This is a genomic window from Streptococcus parasanguinis, assembly GCF_000963275.1.
Taxonomy (GTDB): domain Bacteria; phylum Bacillota; class Bacilli; order Lactobacillales; family Streptococcaceae; genus Streptococcus; species Streptococcus parasanguinis_B.
This window is the reverse complement of record NZ_JYOW01000001.1, coordinates 1416456-1435776: the sequence shown is the minus strand read 5'-3', so window position 1 is coordinate 1435776 and position 19321 is coordinate 1416456. Positions and strand designations below refer to the sequence as shown.

The window sequence follows — 19321 nt, the reverse complement described above, 5'->3', positions numbered from 1 at the left end:
GAAGTTCCATGACTAATTATTGAGCCTAAGGTCTCAATAATTCCGAGTGCTAGAAACATTATTGTTTCTAGCACTTTTCTCACAGAGGAAAGTTTCAGAAGATGGTCGAATAACACTAATAAATAAAACTTTAAAGAAGTTATTAGATTTATATAAAAAAACAATTTTTCTCTGTTCACAACAAACACCATTTCTGGTGTTTGTTTTTTTATAGTAGCCTCTTTTAATCGTCTAGCGATCATTCTCATGGGCGCTTGCTCTATTTTTCAATTCCCGAACGTTTCCAAAAAAATTTCAGAAAATTCTTGACTTCCATGAAAATAGGAGTATGATTAGTTGTGAACTGTTGAACAAGCATTTTAAAGGAGAAGATCCGATGTCGACTAAGGTGATTCTGCTAGAATGAAGGCAGTTCAACCATAAAAATCTATAGAGCGTTGCGTCCGAAAGTCTAAACAGACACGGCTCTTTAAAAACAAAAGGAGAAGATTATGAAAACAGAACCGATTCATCGTACCAGTATGTGGAAATTTAAGTTAAGTGCTGCCACCATGACTTTGATTCCCGCTGCCGTGGGGATTAACTATGTTGCCAAAGCCTTGGCGGAGGGGTTAAAGTTGCCCGTTTGGCTGGGGTCTTTGGGAACCTTTCTTGCCAGCATGTTGGCTGGGCCGGTTGCCGGTGCCATCAGTGGTTTCATCAACAACGTGATCTATGGGCTGACCTTATCGCCAATTTCAACCGTGTATGCGATTACCAGCATCGGAATTGGGATTGCTGTCGGAGTTTTGCACGCCAATGGGTGGTTCTCGTCAGCGCGACGAGTATTTGTTTCTGCTATTATTATTGCCATCGTTTCAGCTGTCATTTCAACGCCACTCAACGTCATCTTTTGGGGTGGTCAGACCGGTATCGCTTGGGGTGACTCATTGTTTGCGGTAATGGTCGCCAATCATGCACCAGTGTGGCTGGCCTCATTTATCGATGAGTTTGTCTTGGATATTTTGGATAAAGTCTGCGTGGCCTACCTGGCATTCTTCATCTATCGTCAGCTGCCGAAGCGGATGGTGCACTTCTTTAGCGGTGATAAATGATGACTGATCAAACATTGATTTCTGGAGCGCCACGGGTCAAGCTCAAGTGGTACCAGGTGATCGATCCGATTACTAAGCTCTTGTTCATCTTGGACATGACGTTGTTGAGCTTTGCCAGTATGAATTTATTGCTTCAGGCCGGATTAATTCTTGTCGCAACACTGCTATTGTTATTTTCCAAATTGAGTTCTACCATCTTTAAGGCGCTGGGATTCAGCCTGTTTCTAATTTGCACCATGCTGATCATCCAAGGGTTATTTTACAGTCGGAATCAAACTGTGCTGTTTTCTGTGCTTGGGGTGTCGTTCTACAAAGAAGGCCTGATTTACGCCACCACACTGGGTTGTCGAGTATTGGTGATTATTTTGACCAGTGGCTTTTTTATGGTGACCACGAGTATTTCAGAAAACGCGGCCTATTTGGAACTGTCCGGATTGTCTTATAAAACTGTCTACGTTCTGATGTCGGTGTGTTATATTTTGCCGGAAATGATGCGCAATATGCGGAAAATCCAGCAGGCACAAAAAGTTCGCGGAACCAATCCGCAAAAAACGTTGATTCAGAAATTAAAGTCAGTCCTGCCGGTTCTAATTCCATTGGTGATTAAGACCTTGGATCAATCGATGGCGCGGTCGATTTCTCTCCAACTGAGAGGTTTTGATAATCCCAACCGGACTGTCAGAACCTCCCAGCGCGTGTATCGCCTGTCGCGGACGCTGCACATTGGTCTGACTGGATTGGCAATTTTATTGATTGGGTGGAAGATATGGACGAAGATAAACGGATTGTAATTGAAAATTTGACCACCCGTTATCCGGGTACTGAGCAACCACAACTGCGTCAGATTAACGCGGAGGTTCATACCGGCCAGGTGGTTGGGATTATCGGGAATAGCCACTCCGGCAAATCGACTTTGTGCCGTGTGCTGGCAGGGGTCATTCCCAAAATGGTGTCTGCTGAGATTGAGGGCGACTGGCACATGTTTGGCCAGCGCGTGTCCGACAATTGGCCCGTTTATAATGCCATGAATGGAGTTGTACTGCAAAATCCAGCTGGCCAACTAAGCGGGTTGGCAGACACGGTTGCCGATGAAATTGCCTTTGACTTGATTAATCAGGGAATGGCTGAAGGACTGATTCAAAAACGGGTTGAAGAAGTTGCGACGCAAATGGGGCTGATTGAACAGCTGAATTTGCGTCCCGAGAGCCTTTCCGGTGGTCAGAGCCAGCGGTTGGCAATTGCCACGGCGATTGCGGCTAACCCGGCTGTTTTGATTATGGATGATCCGACCAGTCAGATGGATCCCCTTGGCCGCCGACAATTTTTCCAATGGCTGGCCCAAGTCAAAGAGACGACTGTCTTCATTGTCACCAGTGAAATTGACGATTTGTGCGAAGTCGCCGACGTTGTGTGGGTGCTGCACGAGGGTCAAATGGTAGCCCAGGGCAGGCCGGGTGAGGTGTTTAATCATTTGGAAGCTGACTGGCAGATTCCAGCCCCGACAATCCAGCAACTTGCTCAAAAAATGGATTGGCACTTGGCTGATGGCCGGTATCCGGTGAATGACGCTGAACTGAAGGAGGTTTGTTATGTCCACAATTGAACTGAACCACCTGACGTTCACTTATCCGGAACGGTCCTTTAGCTTGGATGTTGAAGACAAACTCTTCGCCGATCCGATGGTGGCGATTGTCGGCCAAAATGGTGCCGGCAAATCAACGCTCTTCAAATTGTTGACGGGCTTGCTGACACCACAAACCGGTGTGATTAAGATCGATGGAGAAAATTTTAATGATCTTAAACCAGTCGAAAAGTTACTGAAGGTTGGGATTACTTTTCAGAATCCTGACGATCAGCTTTTCAACCCGACCGTTCAACGAGAGGTGGAGTGGAGTGTCGCGCAGGTCATGGATGACCACGACACGATTACGAGGCGGGCTTTAGCGGCTCTAAAAAGAGTTGGCTTGGATGATAAAACAGCTGAAAGTCCATATGACCTGTCATTGTCGGAACGCAAGCTGTTAAGCGTTGCCACAGTTTTGGCAGTGGATCCGGCGATTTATTTATTTGATGAGCCGATGATGTCGCTTGATTGGGAAAGCCGGCGCAAGTTGACCGCAATTTTCCATCAGTTGGCTGATTCGGGCCACCAAGTTGTGACCATCACCCATGACATGGATTGGGTCGCCGCCGAGTTTGAGTCGGTGTATGTTATGGAACACGGGAAGTTTGGCTTCGCCGGCAGTCCACGGGAATTGTTCAGCGATCACGAACTTGTCCAGCGAGTGGGATTACTACCACCGCGGATTATGGACATAGCGGAGTCGCTGGGTGATTCACAGACATATTTATCGGTTAATGATTATTACCAGAAAAATCGAGATGTATAGAAAAAGTCACCTCTGCGGGTTTTCCAGGTTGAAGGATTAACTTCAGCTTCTGGCAAGAACTCACATGGGTGACTTTTGTGTTTAATAACGTTTCATGATCATCGGGTGCTTCCTCAGATCACTCGGTTTGGTTTTACTTTGTTTCATGGTCATAATCATATACCATTTCTTTTGGATCTTTTGTTTGACTAATACAAAATAGGTCTTCATAGGTCTTCGCATTTTTAGCGCCCATTAGGATCATCAGTATAATTTTCTGAATTAGGAGACTGTCCCATCACTATTCGAACTTCGTCTCCCAATTTACGCTGTTCCCATTCATCCGTGAATCCTTTAAATCGCAATTCTGGAACTTTCTTTTTAACTGAATCATCTATTTTCGCCATAGTCCCCACCATTTTATTGGTTTTTCTTGATTTACCTTATCAACAGTCTCGTTGGTTGGTACCAATGGACGAAAGCTGCTAAGAAGGGGTATTAGTGACAATTAATAAAATGCATGAGGTTGGGCATGTTGCCCCACCTCTTTTTATGATATACTAGAGTAGTTTTTGAGATTTGTAAAAAATGTTTTTTTTTAGTTCAAATTTAAAAAAGAAAAGGGGAGAACATGGACATCTTTTTGAAGAGCATATCAGGGATCCTGGTCATCCTGGGCATGATTTTAGTGGGCTTTGTCATTGGTGAAAAAGGTTGGTTTGACGACAAGTCACGTGGCCTACTCGCTAAATTGGTCACTCAAGTTGCTCTTCCCTGCTATATGCTCTACACCATTACGCAGCGCTTCACAGCAGCAGATCTATTTAAAATGTTGCCAGCCTTGCGGTTTCCTGCCCTGTCTATGGTTATTTTGCTTGGCATCGCGACAGGAGTAGCCAGAATCTTTGCGGTGAGACAGGACCGTCGTGGCCTCTTTATTTCCATGTTTTTTAATTCCAATACCATCTTCGTGGGGCTTCCTATTAACCAAGCCCTCTTTGGAGATGCCAGCATTCCCTATGTTTTGATCTATTACATGTGTAATACGACCTTTTTCTGGACTTTGGGAACTTATCTCATCCAGCGGGATGGTGAGGGAGAAGCTCAGTTTGATCTCAAAACGAGTCTGAAAAAAGTCTTTTCTCCGCCCCTGATGGGCTTTATCTTAGGGCTAGTCATGGTGATGCTGCAGATCAAGTTGCCAGCCTTTCTAGCCAGTGATTTGCAGTATCTGGGTAATTTAACAACCCCTTTATCCATGATATTCATCGGCTTGTCAGTGTCTCATGTAGGTGTGAAGCAGTTAGTACTGGGAAAAGATCAGCTACTGATTCTATTCGGACGCTTCCTGGTTGCTCCACTCTTGATGGCGACTATCGTCTACTGGGCCCCTCTTCCAAGCTTGATGAAGCAGGTCTTTATCATTCAGTCCGCCATGCCTGTGATGACCAATGCGCCAGTCGTTGCCAGACTTTACGGAGCTGATAGTGATTATGCAGCCGTCATGGTGACAGAGACGACCCTTGCAACCATGGTGGTGATCCCTATTCTCATGCTGTTGATGGCTTAACAAATAGCAAATACAAAAGCTCAAGTTTTTTAAAACTTGAGCTTTTCTTATAACATGGCTAACAAGATGGTAAGGACCAGAGCGATGCCCATCCGAATCAGGTGGTGAGCTGGATGGAAGTTTCCTTTGTGTTTCCCATTCCAATAGGCTCCGTAGCAAATCAAACCACAGCCGATCAGCCAAAGGACTAGAGCGACAATCGGTAAAAAGAAGTAGAGGATGAGTGATAAGGTCGCAAGGCTACTTCCGATGAGGAGAAATGTATTTCCTAGGGTGTGATTCCCTTTTTTAACTTCAGAAAGAGAAGCCAATAAGTGAAGAAGAACAAAAGCAAGGGCAAAGAAGGCTGTAAAAAAGCCGAGAAGAATGGGGAAGAACATAGGGTTTCCTTTCTAAGATATGATTGCCTGAGTACTATTTTTTATGACTGATTTTATGAAGAATCATAAATGATACTACAAGATTTAAAATAATAACCAATAAGGTAAAAAGAGAGTAACCATAAAGTTTAATTGGAAATTCATTTTTGAGATTGCAAAGAGCAAGCAAACTCGTTAAAATGCCCGTCAACAATCCAGGCACATATTTTCGTATAACGATTGTTTGAATCAGATGTCCGAACACATGGTAGATATAAGCGATTATGATGCTTGCGTAAATGCTATAGTTGTTAAACTGGTAACTAAGATATAGCGACGTTATTAGGATCAGAAATTGCTCCAAGACAATGGCATTGAAAGCAAAAGGAGTGTAATAAGATAGGATTCGATTGTTTGGATACTGGATTGATATTTTTTTGACAAAGGATGGCATCCAAACGATTTCTTCCAGTTCGTGAAGCATGAAGAGTGATGGAAATAGAAAGTAAAATTGTACGCTGGTCATTGAAAATACTCCCTTCTAGTTCGACCCCACTTTTAAAATCTCCAAATAAAACTGGGTCACTTCTTGTTCGGTGTAGGACTTGCCTTTTTTCAACCACCAGCTGAGGGTTTCAATGAAGTTAGTAACGACAAGGTGCTTGAGATAAGAATGAGGAATAGTAGGATGAGTCTTGATCAGTTCATCAGCCACCATTGGATAGACATCATGTTCTAGCTCTTTTCGCAGTTGCCGGATAAAATAATCATTTTTAGAGAGCAAGAGACTGGTCACATGGTCTTGATTTTTTTTGAAATGCTGGAAGATATGGGCTAGGTAGTCTTGTGGAGAGAGGTGTTCAGCACGCTCAAAGAGATGGTGAAAGAGCTTTTGACAGAGTTCATCTAGCAATAATTCCTTACTTTCGTAATGGCTGTAAAAGGTTGATCGCCCCACATCGGCTAAGTCAATGATTTCCTGAACCGTGATGGCCTCGTAGTCTTTTTGGTTGAGTAATTGTAAAAAAGCTTGATAGATAGCTTTTCGAGTTTTGGTGATGCGACGATCCTGTGCTGTCATATGGACACTTAGAACAAACTGTTCAGTAACGGACACCCTAAACAGTTTGCTCCTATCCTTTCTGTTGTGAATGTTAGATAATGATAATGAACATGATGTTCATGAATCTATTATAACAAAGGATTAAGGATTATGAAGACAAAACATGCGGTCTGGATCGCTTTTTTCTTGAATTTGAGTTATGCCATTGTTGAGTTTATTGCAGGAGGGATTTTTGGATCCAGCGCTGTCCTTGCGGATTCGGTCCATGACTTGGGAGATGCGATCGCTATTGGGATCTCCGCCTTTTTGGAAAGTATCTCCAATCGCGAAGAAGACAGCCGCTATACCTTGGGCTACAAGCGCTTTAGCCTTTTAGGGGCCATGGTAACGGCAGTGATTCTCATGACAGGGTCCGTTCTGGTTATTTTGGAAAATATAACGAAAATCTTTCATCCACAACCTGTCAACGATGAGGGCATCCTTTGGCTAGGAATCATAGCCGTCAGCATCAATGTGCTAGCGAGTCTCGTCATTCGCAAAGGACAAACCAAGAACGAATCCATTCTCAGCCTGCATTTTCTGGAAGATACCTTGGGTTGGGTGGCTGTTATCCTAATGGCCATTGTTCTACGATTTACCGACTGGTATATTCTGGATCCGCTCTTATCTCTTGCCATTTCTATCTTTATTCTGTCAAAAGCAATTCCACGTTTTTGGAGCACGCTCAAGATTTTTCTCGATGCTGTGCCAGAAGGAGTAGATATCCAGCAAGTGAAGAGTGATTTGGAGCAGTTGGACCATGTGGCTAGTATCAATCAGCTTAATCTCTGGACCATGGATGGGCTGGAAAAGAACGCCATTGTCCATGTTTGTTTAGAGCATGTCAACCACATGGAGGTTTGTAAAGAAGCGATTCGTACCTTGCTCAAAGATTGTGGTTTTCAAAACGTCACCATTGAGGTTGATGAAGACCTGGCAACCCACCGAGCCCATAAACGCAAGATCGAAGAACTGGAAGTTGATCAAGGTCATGGGCATGATTATCACCACCATTAATGACGAGTTGGTATGAGCAGAAGCTCGATAAAAAGTGTATACTATAGATAAGTAAGCAATAGAAAGTAGGTTAATCCTATGAAGAAAACAGTCTATACAAAAGCTGGGCAAGTGGGTCTAGTAGAAGTAGAACGTCCACGCATCGAAGCACCGGATGATGTCATTCTCCGCATCGTTCGTACCTGTGTCTGTGGATCCGATCTATGGAGCTACCGCAATCCTGATATTGAAGCAGGTCATCAAAATAGTGGTCACGAAGCTATTGGTATCGTCGAAGAAATCGGAGAAGCCATTACAACGGTTAAACCAGGAGACTTTGTTATCGCGCCTTTCACCCATGGTTGTGGGGAGTGTGATGCCTGTCGTGCTGGTTATGATGGGACTTGTGACCGCCATATCGGCACCAACTGGTCTGACGGGGTGCAAGCAGAGTACATCCGTTTCCACTTTGCCAATTGGGCCCTTGTCAAAATTCCAGGGCAACCATCTGATTATACAGAAGCCATGCTCAAATCCTTCTTGACGCTGGCTGATGTCATGCCGACGGGCTATCATGCAGCGCGTGTAGCTAATGTGCAAAAAGGTGACAAGGTTGTCGTTATTGGTGACGGTGCTGTTGGCCAATGTGCTGTCATTGCAGCTAAGATGCGTGGTGCATCGCAAATCGTCCTTATGAGTCGCCACCAAGACCGTCAACAAATGGCCTTGGAGTCAGGTGCGACAGCTGTTGTGGCTGAGCGTGGTGAAGAAGGTATTGCCAAGGTCCGTGAAATCCTTGGAGGCGGAGCAGATGCAGCTCTCGAATGTGTCGGTACAGAAGCAGCTGTTGAGCAAGCTCTCGGAGTCCTCCATAATGGAGGACGCATGGGATTTGTGGGCGTTCCTCATTACAATAACCGTGCCCTTGGTTCGACCTTTGCTCAAAATATCTCAGTGGCAGGTGGAGCAGCCTCAGTTACTACTTATGACAAACAAGTTTTGTTAAAAGCGGTACTTGATGGTGATATCAATCCGGGTCGTGTCTTTACCTCAAGCTATAAACTGGAAGATATCGACCAAGCTTATAAGGACATGGATGAACGTAAGACTATTAAGGCTATGATTGTACTTGACTAACAAAAAAATTCTAGTAGAGGCTGTCTACTAGAATTTTTTGTAGTGAAATAAAATCTTATTTCAAATCCGACATCACTTGTTTCTTGGTGAAGGTGCGCTCTTGTTTGTTGGCTAGGGCCTTGATGCGCGCATCAAGGAGAATGGCACGGCCTTCGGCACTTCGGGTATAGACGAGGTCATACTTGCCCAGACTCTTTCGAATTTGCGCCACAAAGGCTTGGGCATCCTCTTTCCGTTTGTCAAAGAGGCTTGGTACTGCGAAATATTCTGTCTGATCGGACACCTTTTCCTGTGCTTTCAGGATATAGCGCTGATTTTCAATTGGAGCGAAAAACTCGATCATGGTTTGCGAGAAGAGTTCCTTCTCCCGCATGGTTCCGCCCTTCAAATAGATTAGCGTGTTGATGGCATCCTTTCTGTCTCGTACGACTTGGATGCGGGTTGCTTGAGTCTGGATCTGCCCAGAACGGAGTAGGGCTTGGTGGATAGCCTGGCCGAAGACTTCTAGCCGTTTATAAGGACTCTTATAGAGATAGTAGCGGAGCCAAGCAAGGAGAGCGAGAACAGCTAAAACGACTAGAAGAATTAGAGACGCTTTATTCCATCCTCCTCTATGTGAATAGTAGATCAGGTTGGCGAAAGCATCGGTCAAAGTGGCGGCCGTCAGCCAACGAGCTAGCTTTCTAGCGTCAAAAAATAGGGCCAGGGGCAGGAAGTGTTTATCCACTTGGACCTCGTTTGCAATCTCCATATTCTCCAGAATAGGCAGGGCTTTTTTCCAGCCGTCTCGGAGTTCTTGACGATGGGTGGAGCGCTCTAAGGTTTCTTCATTGAGTTTTTGCAACTGTTTTTTGGTATAGCGGATATTGTCAAAGGCTAGACGCTCAATACCGGATTCGATGAAGGGCTCCTTGTAATGGAGACCTAAAAATTGCTTCATCCGTCTTTCTAAGAGTTCCAGATCAGGACTGTATTCTTTCAACTGATCAGTGAGGGCTTCGATTTCTTCCTTTTCAAGATCGGACTTTTCATACCATTTCTTTAGGGAAAGGTTGATAGAGACTAGATGCCAGATATTACTGGTCTTGTCTGGATCCTCAGGCCACACTCGGATGGCACGACCTCGCATTTGGTTGCTGAGCATAAAGCTGCCGACAAAGCTCGCTAGGATCAGGGAATTGACACAAGGAGCATCCCAGCCTTCTCCTAGAAGAGACTTGGTTCCAATAACAACCTGGATGAGGCCCTCTTGAAAGAGCTGGGTCACAGCTGTCACCAAATCATGTTGAGAACCGACCAAACGAACCTTGAGAAAGTCATCAGGAGATAATTGGCCAACACTTTGATAAGTCAGTCTATTCCCTCCTAACAGCTCCTCTAGTCTTGGCTTAGCAACCGTCGGGATGATGACGATGCTACCGGTTAAGACAGCGATGGCAGGAGGAGTTGCTTGCTCTAAGCTTTCCCTGCGAATAGATTCGAAATAAGAGAGCACTCCCAATTGAGTAAATTGGGCGTCCTTATCTCCTAGATGAACTTCAAAATCTTGACGAATATAGTCTGTTAATACCAGTTGTCGTAGTTGGCTTCCAAGAGCCTGGTATTCGGCCTTGAAAATCTCTCGGACGGCATTAAGTTTTCCGAGGGATTGGTTGAGTAGAAGGTCTTGTTTTTTGTTGCGGACCAGTTTGACTTGTTTTCGATCGATCAAGCTGGCTGCTTTTAATTCATGAAGCAGTTGCTTCTCGTATTCCTCAGGTAGATTGTACCAGTGAGGCACCTGAAAGAGCAGACCTTGCAGGAGAATTTCAAGCCAGTCCAGGGTGAAAGCAGGTAGTTTCTTGGCTCCTAAAAGGTCCTGGAAACGTTTGGGAAAGTCAATTCCCTTGCTTCGAAGAAAGATCAGGGTAGCAGAGAGATACTTGGGCTCATTGAGCAATTCATCATCGCTAATCTGACCAGATAAGGCCTGGCAGGTTTGGAGGTATTGGCAAAAGAGGGGATCGGAAGTCAGTTGTTGCAAGAGAGCATTCTTTTGTTGGCTAAAAGCGTCCAACTGCTCTTGCTCTTCCTTGGTTGGAAAGGCAAAGTAGACATAGTCTTGGTGGGGACAAAGGGTATCTTCCTTGACCAATTCGGGAACCGTAATTTCCTCATCGATCTCACCACACATGCGGATATAGCGATCCCAAAGGGCAGGATCCCCTTCATAGGGCGGGGTGGCGGTAAGGGAGATCATCTTTAAGTCTGGGAAGGCCTGACGAAAGGCTTCCAAACTCTTCCACCATTCATTGCGCAGGTGATGACACTCATCTAAACAAAGGGTCCCGAGTGAGATGGATTTGAAAGTAGTAAAGATATCAAAGCCTTTGAAATCAAATGTTTCAATCTCTGCCTGGTCATCGGTATCCTCAGCTTGTGATTGACCGACGACTTGGTTCACGGCGCTGTGTAGGGCCTGATAGGTAGCCACTGTAATCAGCTTAGGATGTTTGAGGTCCTGAGAGATCAATTGCTCCGCTTGGCTTTCATCACTCAAGAATGCCTGGATAATCCGGTCCACCCATTGTTGACGAATGGTGACCGTTGGAGCCAAGATCAGGGTTGGCTGGCCGAAGCGTCTGATAAATTCGATTCCCAGGGTTGTTTTTCCAGAGCCAGGAGCTGCTACCAAATGCAGGTGGCCATCCGCCATAAAAGCGTCACTCTTATCGAGAACGCGTTTTTGATAGTGTCTCCATTGGCCTGTAAAGGCTAGTTCTTGTAACATTGGTTTCCTCCCTTGTACTGTCCCCATTATATCATAGCGGGGGACAAGAATCTCTTGGTAGAAGTTGAAGATTTCCGCTTTCTAATGAAAATAGCAAAGGGGAAATTTTGAGTGATAAAAAGCCCAATCAACGGATTAGGCTTTTCATGTTAGTCTTTCTTTGTTTTACGAGAGAGGCCAAAGGCAGCACCCATGCTAAGAAGACCAAGACCTAGAGTCGTCAAAGCAATTGAGGTCTTGCTTCCTGTATTTGGAAGGCTTGCTTCTTTTTGAGGAAGAGCTGCAGGTGCGATATAAACTTCCGTTTTCACAGGCTCGTTTTTAGCTGGTGTGAATACGGTCGGTTTCGCAGGGGTTACAACAGCCGGTTTTTGAGGAGTAGGAGTCGGTGTTGCAGGCGTTTGGATGCTAGGTGTTTGTGGTTTTGCTTTCGCCACGCGATGAGTTTTTGAAATCAACTCATACTTGTCTGTTTGTACCTTGAAGACACGACCTTTTTGGACGGTTTCAACCACTTTATTGGCAAATTGAACGTTCAACAAGTCACCAAAATTTTTGCGGATATCTAGGTAAAGACCATTTGTTCCATTGACCAATGGATCAAAGTCTTTTTTATCACGTGTTTCACCAACCACTGTCAAAGAGATACCAGCATCTTGAAGAGCCTTCAGTGTCGCTTCTTTGGTTGGTGTATATGGTGTAAGATCAATGTCTTCGTCTGTGATGAGGAAAGCAAAGCGATGGTTGTTTGCACCAGATCCCCAGTCGTAGTCTCCTGAAGTAGCGATGTGGTACAATGGAACAGTTGCATCTTCAAAACCACCCCAGATTTTGATAGTTTTCAGAGCAGAAATGAAGCTTTCTGGATCACTTGTGAATTTTGATCCATTAAAATCGTGGTATTTTTGTTGTTTTGAGTCTTCATATTCAACCAACCCTAAACGAGCTTGAATATTTTTAGCAGAAAGATTACGAACAAAGGTCTCGATATTCTTCATCGTATCCTTGATGTGAGAATCCATCGAACTTGATTTATCAATGACAAAGACGATATCGGATGTTCCTTGGACTTCTTTTTTATTGACCACATCGGCTTCTTTTGTCACTTCGACTACAGTTGTTTTGTTGACGGTTTCAGTTGTTGTCTCAGTGTAGTCAGCTGTTTCTTTAGTGGATGTAGCTGTTTTAGTTGAAGAGACTGGTTTTGAAGTGCCCACAGGTGTGTCTTGATCGGCTAAGCTAGTGGTTTTGATAGTTGCTGTTGAAGTAGTGGTTGTATCTGCACCGTCTGTTTTAGCAGATGGGCCAGTTTTCTTGACGTCCACAGCGATAACATCCCCAGTTTTTGCTTTATCAGCAGGAACAACTGGTGTATTGGCTTTGGCGTTGATTTCTTCTGTTGCAGCGGTGATAGGTGATTTTGCTGCTGTAGTAGCTGCAGGAGCAGCTTGGGTTGTTGCAGGTGCAACGTCATCAGCAGAAGCAATAGTCGTTCCTGTGAAGACAGTTGCTAAAACAACGGAAGCTAAAGTTAAAGTTTGTTTACGTGAAATAGTATATTTTTTCAAAATACGTCCCCTTTTTAATTAACTTTTTTCTATCATACAGGTTTTTAAAAAACTTGTCAACGGTATAATAATCAAGGGTTTTACCGGCTTTTATATCCCTAATTATTGATAAAAAGCTGAGTAAGAAAAACATACACAAAATAATTTAAATATACAAATTGAGCAAAAGAAAATAGGATTCCCACAAATTTGCAGGAATCCTTATTTTATCGGCATTTCTACTATATTTTTTAGTCGTAAAAAATACTAGCTAGTCACTTTATTTATGTTTCTAAATCAGGACAAAGAATGGAGGTTGTGATTAGCTTAGTAATTTTTCAAAGAATTGGATGACCTCCGGTTTGAGATTACTTTCCCTCGGTTCAACTAATGAAACGTAAAAGCTGATCCGTTCGTCTTCATCCATCGGAATGGCAATCAATTCCTCTTCATCATCTGTTAGTGCAAGATCTGCTAGTAAACTGATCCCCACTTGTTTACGAAGAAGTTGTTTTAGGAGCTGAATATCATCCGTCTGAAAGAAGGGCGTAGCCTCATGGTGATAGCGCTCATTCAACAGTTCAAAGGCTTTTAAATGAACAAAGTGCTCATCTGGAATGATAAAATCTTCATCGATGACGTCTGAAAATTGTAATACTTTTTTTGAGGCTAGTGGATGGTTGTGATGAAGGATATAGAAGAGATCTCGTTTGGCCATTTCTCTTACCTGGAAGCGATGATCTTTAATCGGTTCTAAACTCCCTAAAAAACTAGCATCTAGTTCTCCTTTGGAAAGTAATTCCAAAAGTTCGACAGACCCTTCTTGAACAGGATGGATACTTTGAAGAGCTGCAACATTACTGATAAAGGCGGGTTGTTTTCGGACAAGATAGTCAATGATGATTGGTGGGAAACCAATCGTATTGAATTGAGAGAGACTCCGGAGGATCTCTTTTTTAGCTCCTTGAATCTCAGGTAGGACCTTTTGAATATGTCGTAGCAAGATTTCTCCTTGGGGCGTTAATTTGAAAGTACGGTGAGAAGGATCGTGCGCGATTAATGGGCAGTGAAATTCCTTTTCTAGTCGTTTAATCGCATAGGAAACGGATGGTTGACTGATCCCGTGTTTTTGGGCAACCCCAGTAAAGGATTGCTGTTGACTAAGATCAAAAAAATAATAAAAGTCCTTAAGATTCATTGGGCTCCCTCTTCTAAATAGACAGACATGGATAAGCAAAAATTATCCGTGATAGCTAATTTGACTATATGATTTTTTGTTTGTTACAATCTGAGGTGAGTCAGAGGACAATTAAAGGCTATCTAAAAGATCTTCAAAAATCGTTAGGATCTTTTCCCTTTTTCCAACTGGAAGTTGTTTAATTTTCATGTTTACTCTCTTAAGTGAAAGGCTGTCAGTAGGATCTGAAGACGCTTCGAGTGAATCAAAATTGAAGAATTCTTCAGGCGTTAACTCAAGAGCAGAAATGACTTTTTCAAGACTGTGAATGGTCAGATTCACGTTTTGATTTTCCAATTGATTGATGTATTTTAATCCAAGATCTGCCCGTTCCGATAGCTCCTCTTGACTCATGTTTTGTTTTTTTCGCAAATATTTGACCTTTTGCGCTATATACCGTTGTAAATAATGTTTTGTTTTCATGTAACCAGAATACAAGTTTTAAATGACAAAAATAACACCTTAAACAAAACAAAGTATTTTATAACAAACATATTTTAGATTTATTATCTATGGTTTTTATAGGTATTGATCATCATAAGTGGAAAAAAGAGTACCTGAAAACAGTGGATCTTTTGATGAGAATAACCTTCTAAAAGGTGGAAAGGAACAGGCTTTTTTAAGAGATGACCGTGACTATCTAGGAAGTGATGGATAAACCTATTATTTTGTTATCTATTGAAATCGCATCATTTTCGGTTGTATCGCCTGAACTTTCATTGAGTGATTCATTCATATTGTATCATATATAGAACAAAGTGTCATTTAATGCAAATAAGTGGTATAATAAATTAAACTAATAAGGAGGTCACATGATGACTGCACATGATATTTTAAACAACCCTTTCCTCAATAAAGGAACTGCCTTTACTTTAGAGGAACGTAAGCAACTAGGTCTCATTGGCCTCCTACCACCTTACGTTCAAACCATTGAAGAACAAGCAGCGCAAACTTATGCGCAAATGCAAACAAAGGTTAATGATTTGGAAAAACGTTTGTTCCTAATGGAAATTTTTAATACAAATCGTACTCTATTTTACTACCTATTTGCTCAACATTTGGAAGAGTTTAATCCCATTGTTTATGATCCAACTATTGCCGATACCATCGAAGGCTATAGCGATCTTTTTGTAGACCCACAATATGCGGCCTATCTTGACATCAATCACCCTGAAAATATCGAAGCGACTTTGAAAAATGCAACGGGTGATCGTGAAATTCGTCTTATTGTTGTGACAGATGCAGAAGGTATTCTCGGTATTGGTGACTGGGGTACAAATGGTGTCGATATTTCTGTTGGGAAACTGATGGTCTATACTGGAGCTGCAGGAATTGATCCTTCAATGGTACTTCCTTTGGTCATTGACGCAGGTACCAATCGTGAAGAACTTCGTAACAATCCTAATTACTTGGGAAATCGCCACGAACGTGTGCGTGGTGATCGTTACTATGATTTTATCGATCAATTTGTCCAAACTGCAGAACGTCTTTTCCCTAAACTCTACCTTCACTGGGAAGATTTCGGTCGCTTAAATGCTGCCGACATCCTTGAAAAATACCGGAAGCAAATTCCAACCTTTAACGATGATATCCAAGGAACTGGTATCGTAACCCTTGGAGGTATCTTTGGTTCATTGGATATTACAGGTGAAAAATTAACGGATCAAGTTTACCTCTGCTATGGTGGTGGAACTGCTGGCGCAGGGATTGCTTCTCGTGTCCTTCGTGAAATGGTTAGTGAAGGTCTGCCTGAAGAAGAAGCCTATAAACGCTTCTTTATGGTCGATAAACAAGGTCTCCTCTTTGATGACATGGATGACTTAACGCCACAACAAAAACCATTTGCTAAGAAACGTTCTGATTTTGCCAATGCAGACAAGTTGACAGACCTTCTTGAAGTGGTGAAGACGGTTAAACCAACGATTCTTGTGGGAACTTCAACTCAGCCAAATACTTTCACAAAAGAAATTGTAGAAGCTATGTGTGAAAACACAGAACGTCCTATCATTTTCCCATTGTCAAACCCAACCAAACTAGCTGAAGCAAGTGCCAAAGATTTGATCGAATGGTCAGACGGAAAAGCATTTGTTGCAACAGGAATTCCAGCTGGTACAGTTTCCTATAAAGGTGTGGACTATGTGATTGGTCAAGCGAATAATGCCCTGATTTACCCAGGTCTTGGACTTGGTATGCTGGCTTCTGAAGCGAGTCTGTTGACGGATGAAATGATTGGCGCTGCCGCACATTCATTGAGTGGTATTGTCAATCCAGGCGAACCAGGAGCACCAGTCTTGCCTCCATTCAAGTATGTAGCTGATGTGTCTATCAAAGTAGCAGAAGCAGTTGCTAAAAAAGCGCAAGAACAAGGTCTTGCGCGTGCTCAAGAAACAGATATGGCTAAAGCAGTTCGTGATTTGAAATGGTATCCAGAATATAAATAAGTAAATGGAAATGGGATGTACGAGTACAACTGGATGCCTCGTACACCTTTTCTTGTATGTCCTGTTATATAGAAAGGGAGACTATGGAAATCTTTTTAACTTCAATTCAGAGTATTGTACCCATTATCGTCATCATCATTCTTGGTTATTTCTTGCAAGTCCGTGGTTGGTTTCAAGAGAGTTTTGGAAATGACTTATCTAAACTGATTATGAACGTGGCCATGCCTGTTGCAATTTTTACCTCTGTTCTTAAATATTTAACTTTAGATAAATTGATTAGCTTGTCTGGCGGTTTGTTGTATACCTTTATCGCCTTCATTCTTGGTTACCTAGCGGCCTTTATCGCAGTGAAAGTTTTTAAAGTGCGCCCAGGTCGTCGAGGAACCATGATTAATACCTTTGTTAATGCCAATACCATATTTATTGGTTTGCCTTTAAATATCGCTTTGTTTGGAAATCAAGCCCTTCCTTACTTCTTGGTTTATTATATTACAAATACAGTATCTACTTGGACATTAGGTGTCTATCTGATGACATCTGATAGTAAAGAAGGGGCTTCAAAACAGGCTCAAAAATTTAATTGGAAAAAGCTTTTCCCAGCTCCTTTATTAGGTTTTCTCGTAGCCCTCGTCTTTTTGGTGTTGCGTATTCCTGTTCCAAGTTTTGCGGAAAGTACTTTGACTTATATTGGTAGTTTAACAACGCCCTTATCTCTTGTCTATATCGGTATCGTCCTAGCTAAGGCAGGCCTTAAGACGATTCGCTTTGATAAAGATACCATTATCACACTGGTTGGTCGTTTTATTCTTGCACCGGTCATCATGCTCTTGGTTCTGAAGTTCTTCTCTCCAAATATGGTGGCACCAGAATTTAGAACCTTTATGATCCAATCAGCAACACCAGCCTTGGCAGTTCTTCCTATCCTTGCCAATCAAGGTAAAGGCGATGTTGAGTTTTCAACGAATGTGGTCACTCTCAGCACAGTCTTATTTGTGATTGTGGTTCCAATTCTGCAGACATTGTTGGGATAGCATTTATATGAAAATGATGTAGTTTTAGTGCTATACATTCGTCAAAAAGGACGTCGGATATTATACTCGACGTCCTTTTTAAACGGATGACTAGATCAACACATAGGTTTCAACCGCATGCCCAGCCCCGTTTTCATTGTTGGTCTTTGTCACGACTGCTGCTCCCTCTTTCACTTCTTGTGGAGCGTTGCCCATAGCGACACCGATGCCTGCTTTTTTGAGCATAGGAAGGTCATTGAAGTTGTCCCCCATGGTGAGGACTTCTTCTAAGCTCAAGTGGTAGTGATTAGCGAGCTCAACCAGAGCATCCTCTTTAGAGACGTGCTTAGCGGTAACTTCTAGGTAGTTGGCTTTGGAGAGATAAAAGGCGGTAGAAGGGAAGTCGTCGGCAGAAATAGCACGATAGAGGGCTTGGATCTCTTCTGCATCTCCAATTAAGAGCAATTTGTGGAGGGGCTTTGTCGTATCCAGCAAAGGATCCAATAGGGGGATGATGAGAGGTTTTTCTCCTGTAATCCGGGCCTCCTCTTGGCTCCATTGGTCGAGATGATCGGTCATCCAGTCTTTTCCACTATAGAGGTTGATCGAAACTTGAGGGAAGTGTTGGTTGGCCCAGTCGATAAAGTTCCGGGCCTCCGTCTTGTCCAAGGGATGCTCGAAAAGAACTTGTTCTCCTTTTTGAATCAAGGCCCCGTTGTAGCAGGCCATAGGACAGTCTTCTATGTCGAGCTCTTTGGCAATGGGTGCCATCCCTTTTGGAGAGCGAGCAGAGGCCAGCACGAAAGGAATCTTTTCACGCTTTAAATCCGGGATCAATGATGCTAACTGTGGATCGATCTGATGGTGGTCATTTAAGATGGTGCCATCGATATCGCTGATGATGAGACGAATGTGAGACATAAAGATTACCTCCTAATAGAGAATAGTGGTTTCGTTGCCGACTTGTTTAAGGATTTCCGGGCTTGGTTTTTGGTCGGTAATCCAATAATCAAATTGCTTGAGACGAGCAAGATAGTAGTTGGCATTTTGGGAGAACTTGCTGCTTTCTGCCACCAGCACCTTGGTACGAGCCCGTTCAAAGACGAGGGATTTGACGGCAACGTCTTCTGCATCTTCAAAGGTGACCTCGCCGTTGGCTAAGCTACTCGCTCCAAAAAAAGCGAGATCAAAGCGAAGATTGTCCAGTATTTGTGCTTGATTCGCGTCATAGTAGAAGCGGTTTTTAGGGTAGAATTTTCCTCCTAAAAGATGAAAGTCAACCTGGGAATGGCTACTGAGCTGGATGGCATTGTCAAGGGAATGCGAATAGACTGTGACTTCCTTATTCAGCATGCCAGCAAGCAGGGTCATCGAGGTGGAAACGTCGAGAAAAATCACTTGTCCATCTTGGATCAATTGCAGAGCCTTTTGAGCCATGGCAGTCTTTTCCTTATTAGCCTTTTGACTGCGGTCTAGATAAGAAGGGCCAGGTTCTTTGTTTAAGGGGAGGAGTCCACCATGGGTCCTACGAACCAGCTGGCGTTGGCTAAGGAGAGCAAAGTCTCTGCGAATAGTATCTTTTGAGACCTTGAAATAGTCGACCATTTCTTTAGCTGATAGCTGTTTTCGCTCTTCTAAAAGTTCTAGGATTTTTTCGAGCCGTTGTTCCTGGTACATGAATTCGCTCCT

General features: G+C 43.2%; 20 protein-coding genes. 9 read left to right on the top strand and 11 right to left on the bottom strand.

Annotated features, from left to right (window positions below):
- Window positions 1-491 precede the first annotated feature (491 nt).
- From TZ97_RS06975 to TZ97_RS06960, 4 genes are read left to right on the top strand one after another with little or no spacing between them, the layout of a single operon-like run.
- Window positions 492-1094 (top strand): hypothetical protein, encoded by a 603-nt coding sequence (locus tag TZ97_RS06975; RefSeq protein ID WP_003008715.1) that lies wholly within the window; start codon window positions 492-494, stop codon window positions 1092-1094.
- The gene (locus TZ97_RS06970) at window positions 1094-1885 is read left to right on the top strand and encodes an energy-coupling factor transporter transmembrane component T (protein WP_171963570.1); all 792 of its coding nucleotides are present in this window, start codon (window positions 1094-1096) and stop codon (window positions 1883-1885) included. Before TZ97_RS06975 ends, TZ97_RS06970 begins: the two co-directional genes overlap by 1 nt.
- Complete coding sequence (locus TZ97_RS06965) at window positions 1861-2697, top strand: ABC transporter ATP-binding protein (RefSeq protein WP_045759846.1); 837 nt, start codon at window positions 1861-1863, stop codon at window positions 2695-2697. The genes TZ97_RS06970 and TZ97_RS06965 overlap by 25 nt, the downstream gene beginning before the upstream one ends.
- Window positions 2684-3484, top strand: a complete 801-nt coding sequence (locus TZ97_RS06960) for an energy-coupling factor ABC transporter ATP-binding protein (protein ID WP_024054603.1) — start codon at window positions 2684-2686, stop codon at window positions 3482-3484. Before TZ97_RS06965 ends, TZ97_RS06960 begins: the two co-directional genes overlap by 14 nt.
- 81 nt (window positions 3485-3565) lie before the next feature.
- On the opposite strand, the gene TZ97_RS10835 is transcribed toward TZ97_RS06960, so the two are convergent.
- On the bottom strand, window positions 3566-3706 hold the full coding sequence (locus tag TZ97_RS10835; protein WP_200893080.1) for a hypothetical protein: 141 nt from the start codon (window positions 3704-3706) through the stop codon (window positions 3566-3568).
- A 2-nt stretch (window positions 3707-3708) separates the two neighbouring features.
- Window positions 3709-3870: a hypothetical protein gene (locus TZ97_RS10790; protein ID WP_001062367.1), complete on the bottom strand. Its 162-nt coding sequence runs from the start codon at window positions 3868-3870 to the stop codon at window positions 3709-3711.
- 224 nt (window positions 3871-4094) lie between these two features.
- On the opposite strand from TZ97_RS10790, the gene TZ97_RS06950 reads away from it, so the two are divergent.
- Window positions 4095-5033, top strand: a complete 939-nt coding sequence (locus TZ97_RS06950; protein WP_045759845.1) for an AEC family transporter — start codon at window positions 4095-4097, stop codon at window positions 5031-5033.
- 47 nt (window positions 5034-5080) lie between these two features.
- Here TZ97_RS06950 and TZ97_RS06945 read toward each other — a convergent pair whose 3' ends face one another.
- Genes TZ97_RS06945 through TZ97_RS06935 form a run of 3 tightly spaced genes read right to left on the bottom strand, consistent with a single transcriptional unit; the run spans window position 5081 to window position 6473 of the window.
- The gene (locus TZ97_RS06945) at window positions 5081-5413 is read right to left on the bottom strand and encodes a hypothetical protein (protein WP_045759844.1); all 333 of its coding nucleotides are present in this window, start codon (window positions 5411-5413) and stop codon (window positions 5081-5083) included.
- 34 nt (window positions 5414-5447) lie between these two features.
- Entirely contained in the window at window positions 5448-5918 is a 471-nt protein-coding gene (locus TZ97_RS06940; protein ID WP_045759843.1) for an HXXEE domain-containing protein, read from the bottom strand.
- A 15-nt stretch (window positions 5919-5933) separates the two neighbouring features.
- Complete coding sequence (locus TZ97_RS06935) at window positions 5934-6473, bottom strand: TetR/AcrR family transcriptional regulator (protein ID WP_221761561.1); 540 nt, start codon at window positions 6471-6473, stop codon at window positions 5934-5936.
- Window positions 6474-6605: 132 nt separating this feature from the next.
- Between TZ97_RS06935 and TZ97_RS06930 the strand changes: the two genes are divergently transcribed.
- Both TZ97_RS06930 and TZ97_RS06925 read left to right on the top strand, forming a co-directional pair.
- The gene (locus tag TZ97_RS06930) at window positions 6606-7511 is read left to right on the top strand and encodes a cation diffusion facilitator family transporter (protein ID WP_045759841.1); all 906 of its coding nucleotides are present in this window, start codon (window positions 6606-6608) and stop codon (window positions 7509-7511) included.
- Between the two features lie 78 nt (window positions 7512-7589).
- Entirely contained in the window at window positions 7590-8627 is a 1038-nt protein-coding gene (locus TZ97_RS06925) for a zinc-binding dehydrogenase (RefSeq protein WP_045759840.1), read from the top strand.
- Window positions 8628-8682: 55 nt separating this feature from the next.
- Here TZ97_RS06925 and TZ97_RS06920 read toward each other — a convergent pair whose 3' ends face one another.
- The 4 genes from TZ97_RS06920 to TZ97_RS06905 all read right to left on the bottom strand — a co-directional run bounded on the left by TZ97_RS06920 (window position 8683) and on the right by TZ97_RS06905 (window position 14604).
- On the bottom strand, window positions 8683-11397 hold the full coding sequence (locus TZ97_RS06920; RefSeq protein ID WP_045759839.1) for a DEAD/DEAH box helicase family protein: 2715 nt from the start codon (window positions 11395-11397) through the stop codon (window positions 8683-8685).
- 149 nt (window positions 11398-11546) lie between these two features.
- Window positions 11547-12965 (bottom strand): vWA domain-containing protein, encoded by a 1419-nt coding sequence (locus TZ97_RS06915; RefSeq protein ID WP_045759838.1) that lies wholly within the window; start codon window positions 12963-12965, stop codon window positions 11547-11549.
- A gap of 301 nt (window positions 12966-13266) precedes the next feature.
- Window positions 13267-14142 (bottom strand): LysR family transcriptional regulator, encoded by an 876-nt coding sequence (locus tag TZ97_RS06910; protein WP_023919063.1) that lies wholly within the window; start codon window positions 14140-14142, stop codon window positions 13267-13269.
- Between the two features lie 111 nt (window positions 14143-14253).
- On the bottom strand, window positions 14254-14604 hold the full coding sequence (locus TZ97_RS06905) for a helix-turn-helix domain-containing protein (RefSeq protein WP_023919061.1): 351 nt from the start codon (window positions 14602-14604) through the stop codon (window positions 14254-14256).
- A 392-nt stretch (window positions 14605-14996) separates the two neighbouring features.
- Here TZ97_RS06905 and TZ97_RS06900 point away from each other — a divergent pair, with 392 nt between their 5' ends.
- Together TZ97_RS06900 and TZ97_RS06895 are read left to right on the top strand one after the other, a co-directional pair.
- Window positions 14997-16622, top strand: a complete 1626-nt coding sequence (locus tag TZ97_RS06900) for a malolactic enzyme (RefSeq protein ID WP_045760213.1) — start codon at window positions 14997-14999, stop codon at window positions 16620-16622.
- 83 nt (window positions 16623-16705) lie between these two features.
- Complete coding sequence (locus TZ97_RS06895; RefSeq protein WP_023919058.1) at window positions 16706-17653, top strand: AEC family transporter; 948 nt, start codon at window positions 16706-16708, stop codon at window positions 17651-17653.
- A 90-nt stretch (window positions 17654-17743) separates the two neighbouring features.
- On the opposite strand, the gene TZ97_RS06890 is transcribed toward TZ97_RS06895, so the two are convergent.
- Both TZ97_RS06890 and TZ97_RS06885 read right to left on the bottom strand, forming a co-directional pair.
- The gene (locus TZ97_RS06890; RefSeq protein ID WP_045759837.1) at window positions 17744-18553 is read right to left on the bottom strand and encodes a Cof-type HAD-IIB family hydrolase; all 810 of its coding nucleotides are present in this window, start codon (window positions 18551-18553) and stop codon (window positions 17744-17746) included.
- A 12-nt stretch (window positions 18554-18565) separates the two neighbouring features.
- A complete protein-coding gene (locus TZ97_RS06885) occupies window positions 18566-19309 on the bottom strand; it encodes a DeoR/GlpR family DNA-binding transcription regulator (protein ID WP_045759836.1) in 744 nt (247 codons plus the stop codon).
- Window positions 19310-19321 lie beyond the last annotated feature (12 nt).

Coding starts and splice junctions, on each gene's coding strand:
- TZ97_RS06960 (WP_024054603.1), top strand. CDS start 2,684: ATGTCCACAATTGAACTGAACCACCTGACGTTCACTTATCCGGAACGG.
- TZ97_RS06895 (WP_023919058.1), top strand. CDS start 16,706: ATGGAAATCTTTTTAACTTCAATTCAGAGTATTGTACCCATTATCGTC.
- TZ97_RS06950 (WP_045759845.1), top strand. CDS start 4,095: ATGGACATCTTTTTGAAGAGCATATCAGGGATCCTGGTCATCCTGGGC.
- TZ97_RS06970 (WP_171963570.1), top strand. CDS start 1,094: ATGACTGATCAAACATTGATTTCTGGAGCGCCACGGGTCAAGCTCAAG.
- TZ97_RS06930 (WP_045759841.1), top strand. CDS start 6,606: ATGAAGACAAAACATGCGGTCTGGATCGCTTTTTTCTTGAATTTGAGT.
- TZ97_RS06945 (WP_045759844.1), bottom strand. CDS start 5,413: ATGTTCTTCCCCATTCTTCTCGGCTTTTTTACAGCCTTCTTTGCCCTT.
- TZ97_RS06935 (WP_221761561.1), bottom strand. CDS start 6,473: ATGACAGCACAGGATCGTCGCATCACCAAAACTCGAAAAGCTATCTAT.
- TZ97_RS06965 (WP_045759846.1), top strand. CDS start 1,861: ATGGACGAAGATAAACGGATTGTAATTGAAAATTTGACCACCCGTTAT.
- TZ97_RS06885 (WP_045759836.1), bottom strand. CDS start 19,309: ATGTACCAGGAACAACGGCTCGAAAAAATCCTAGAACTTTTAGAAGAG.
- TZ97_RS06905 (WP_023919061.1), bottom strand. CDS start 14,604: ATGAAAACAAAACATTATTTACAACGGTATATAGCGCAAAAGGTCAAA.
- TZ97_RS06925 (WP_045759840.1), top strand. CDS start 7,590: ATGAAGAAAACAGTCTATACAAAAGCTGGGCAAGTGGGTCTAGTAGAA.
- TZ97_RS06900 (WP_045760213.1), top strand. CDS start 14,997: ATGACTGCACATGATATTTTAAACAACCCTTTCCTCAATAAAGGAACT.
- TZ97_RS06910 (WP_023919063.1), bottom strand. CDS start 14,142: ATGAATCTTAAGGACTTTTATTATTTTTTTGATCTTAGTCAACAGCAA.
- TZ97_RS06920 (WP_045759839.1), bottom strand. CDS start 11,397: ATGTTACAAGAACTAGCCTTTACAGGCCAATGGAGACACTATCAAAAA.
- TZ97_RS06890 (WP_045759837.1), bottom strand. CDS start 18,553: ATGTCTCACATTCGTCTCATCATCAGCGATATCGATGGCACCATCTTA.
- TZ97_RS06975 (WP_003008715.1), top strand. CDS start 492: ATGAAAACAGAACCGATTCATCGTACCAGTATGTGGAAATTTAAGTTA.
- TZ97_RS10790 (WP_001062367.1), bottom strand. CDS start 3,870: ATGGCGAAAATAGATGATTCAGTTAAAAAGAAAGTTCCAGAATTGCGA.
- TZ97_RS06940 (WP_045759843.1), bottom strand. CDS start 5,918: ATGACCAGCGTACAATTTTACTTTCTATTTCCATCACTCTTCATGCTT.
- TZ97_RS10835 (WP_200893080.1), bottom strand. CDS start 3,706: ATGCGAAGACCTATGAAGACCTATTTTGTATTAGTCAAACAAAAGATC.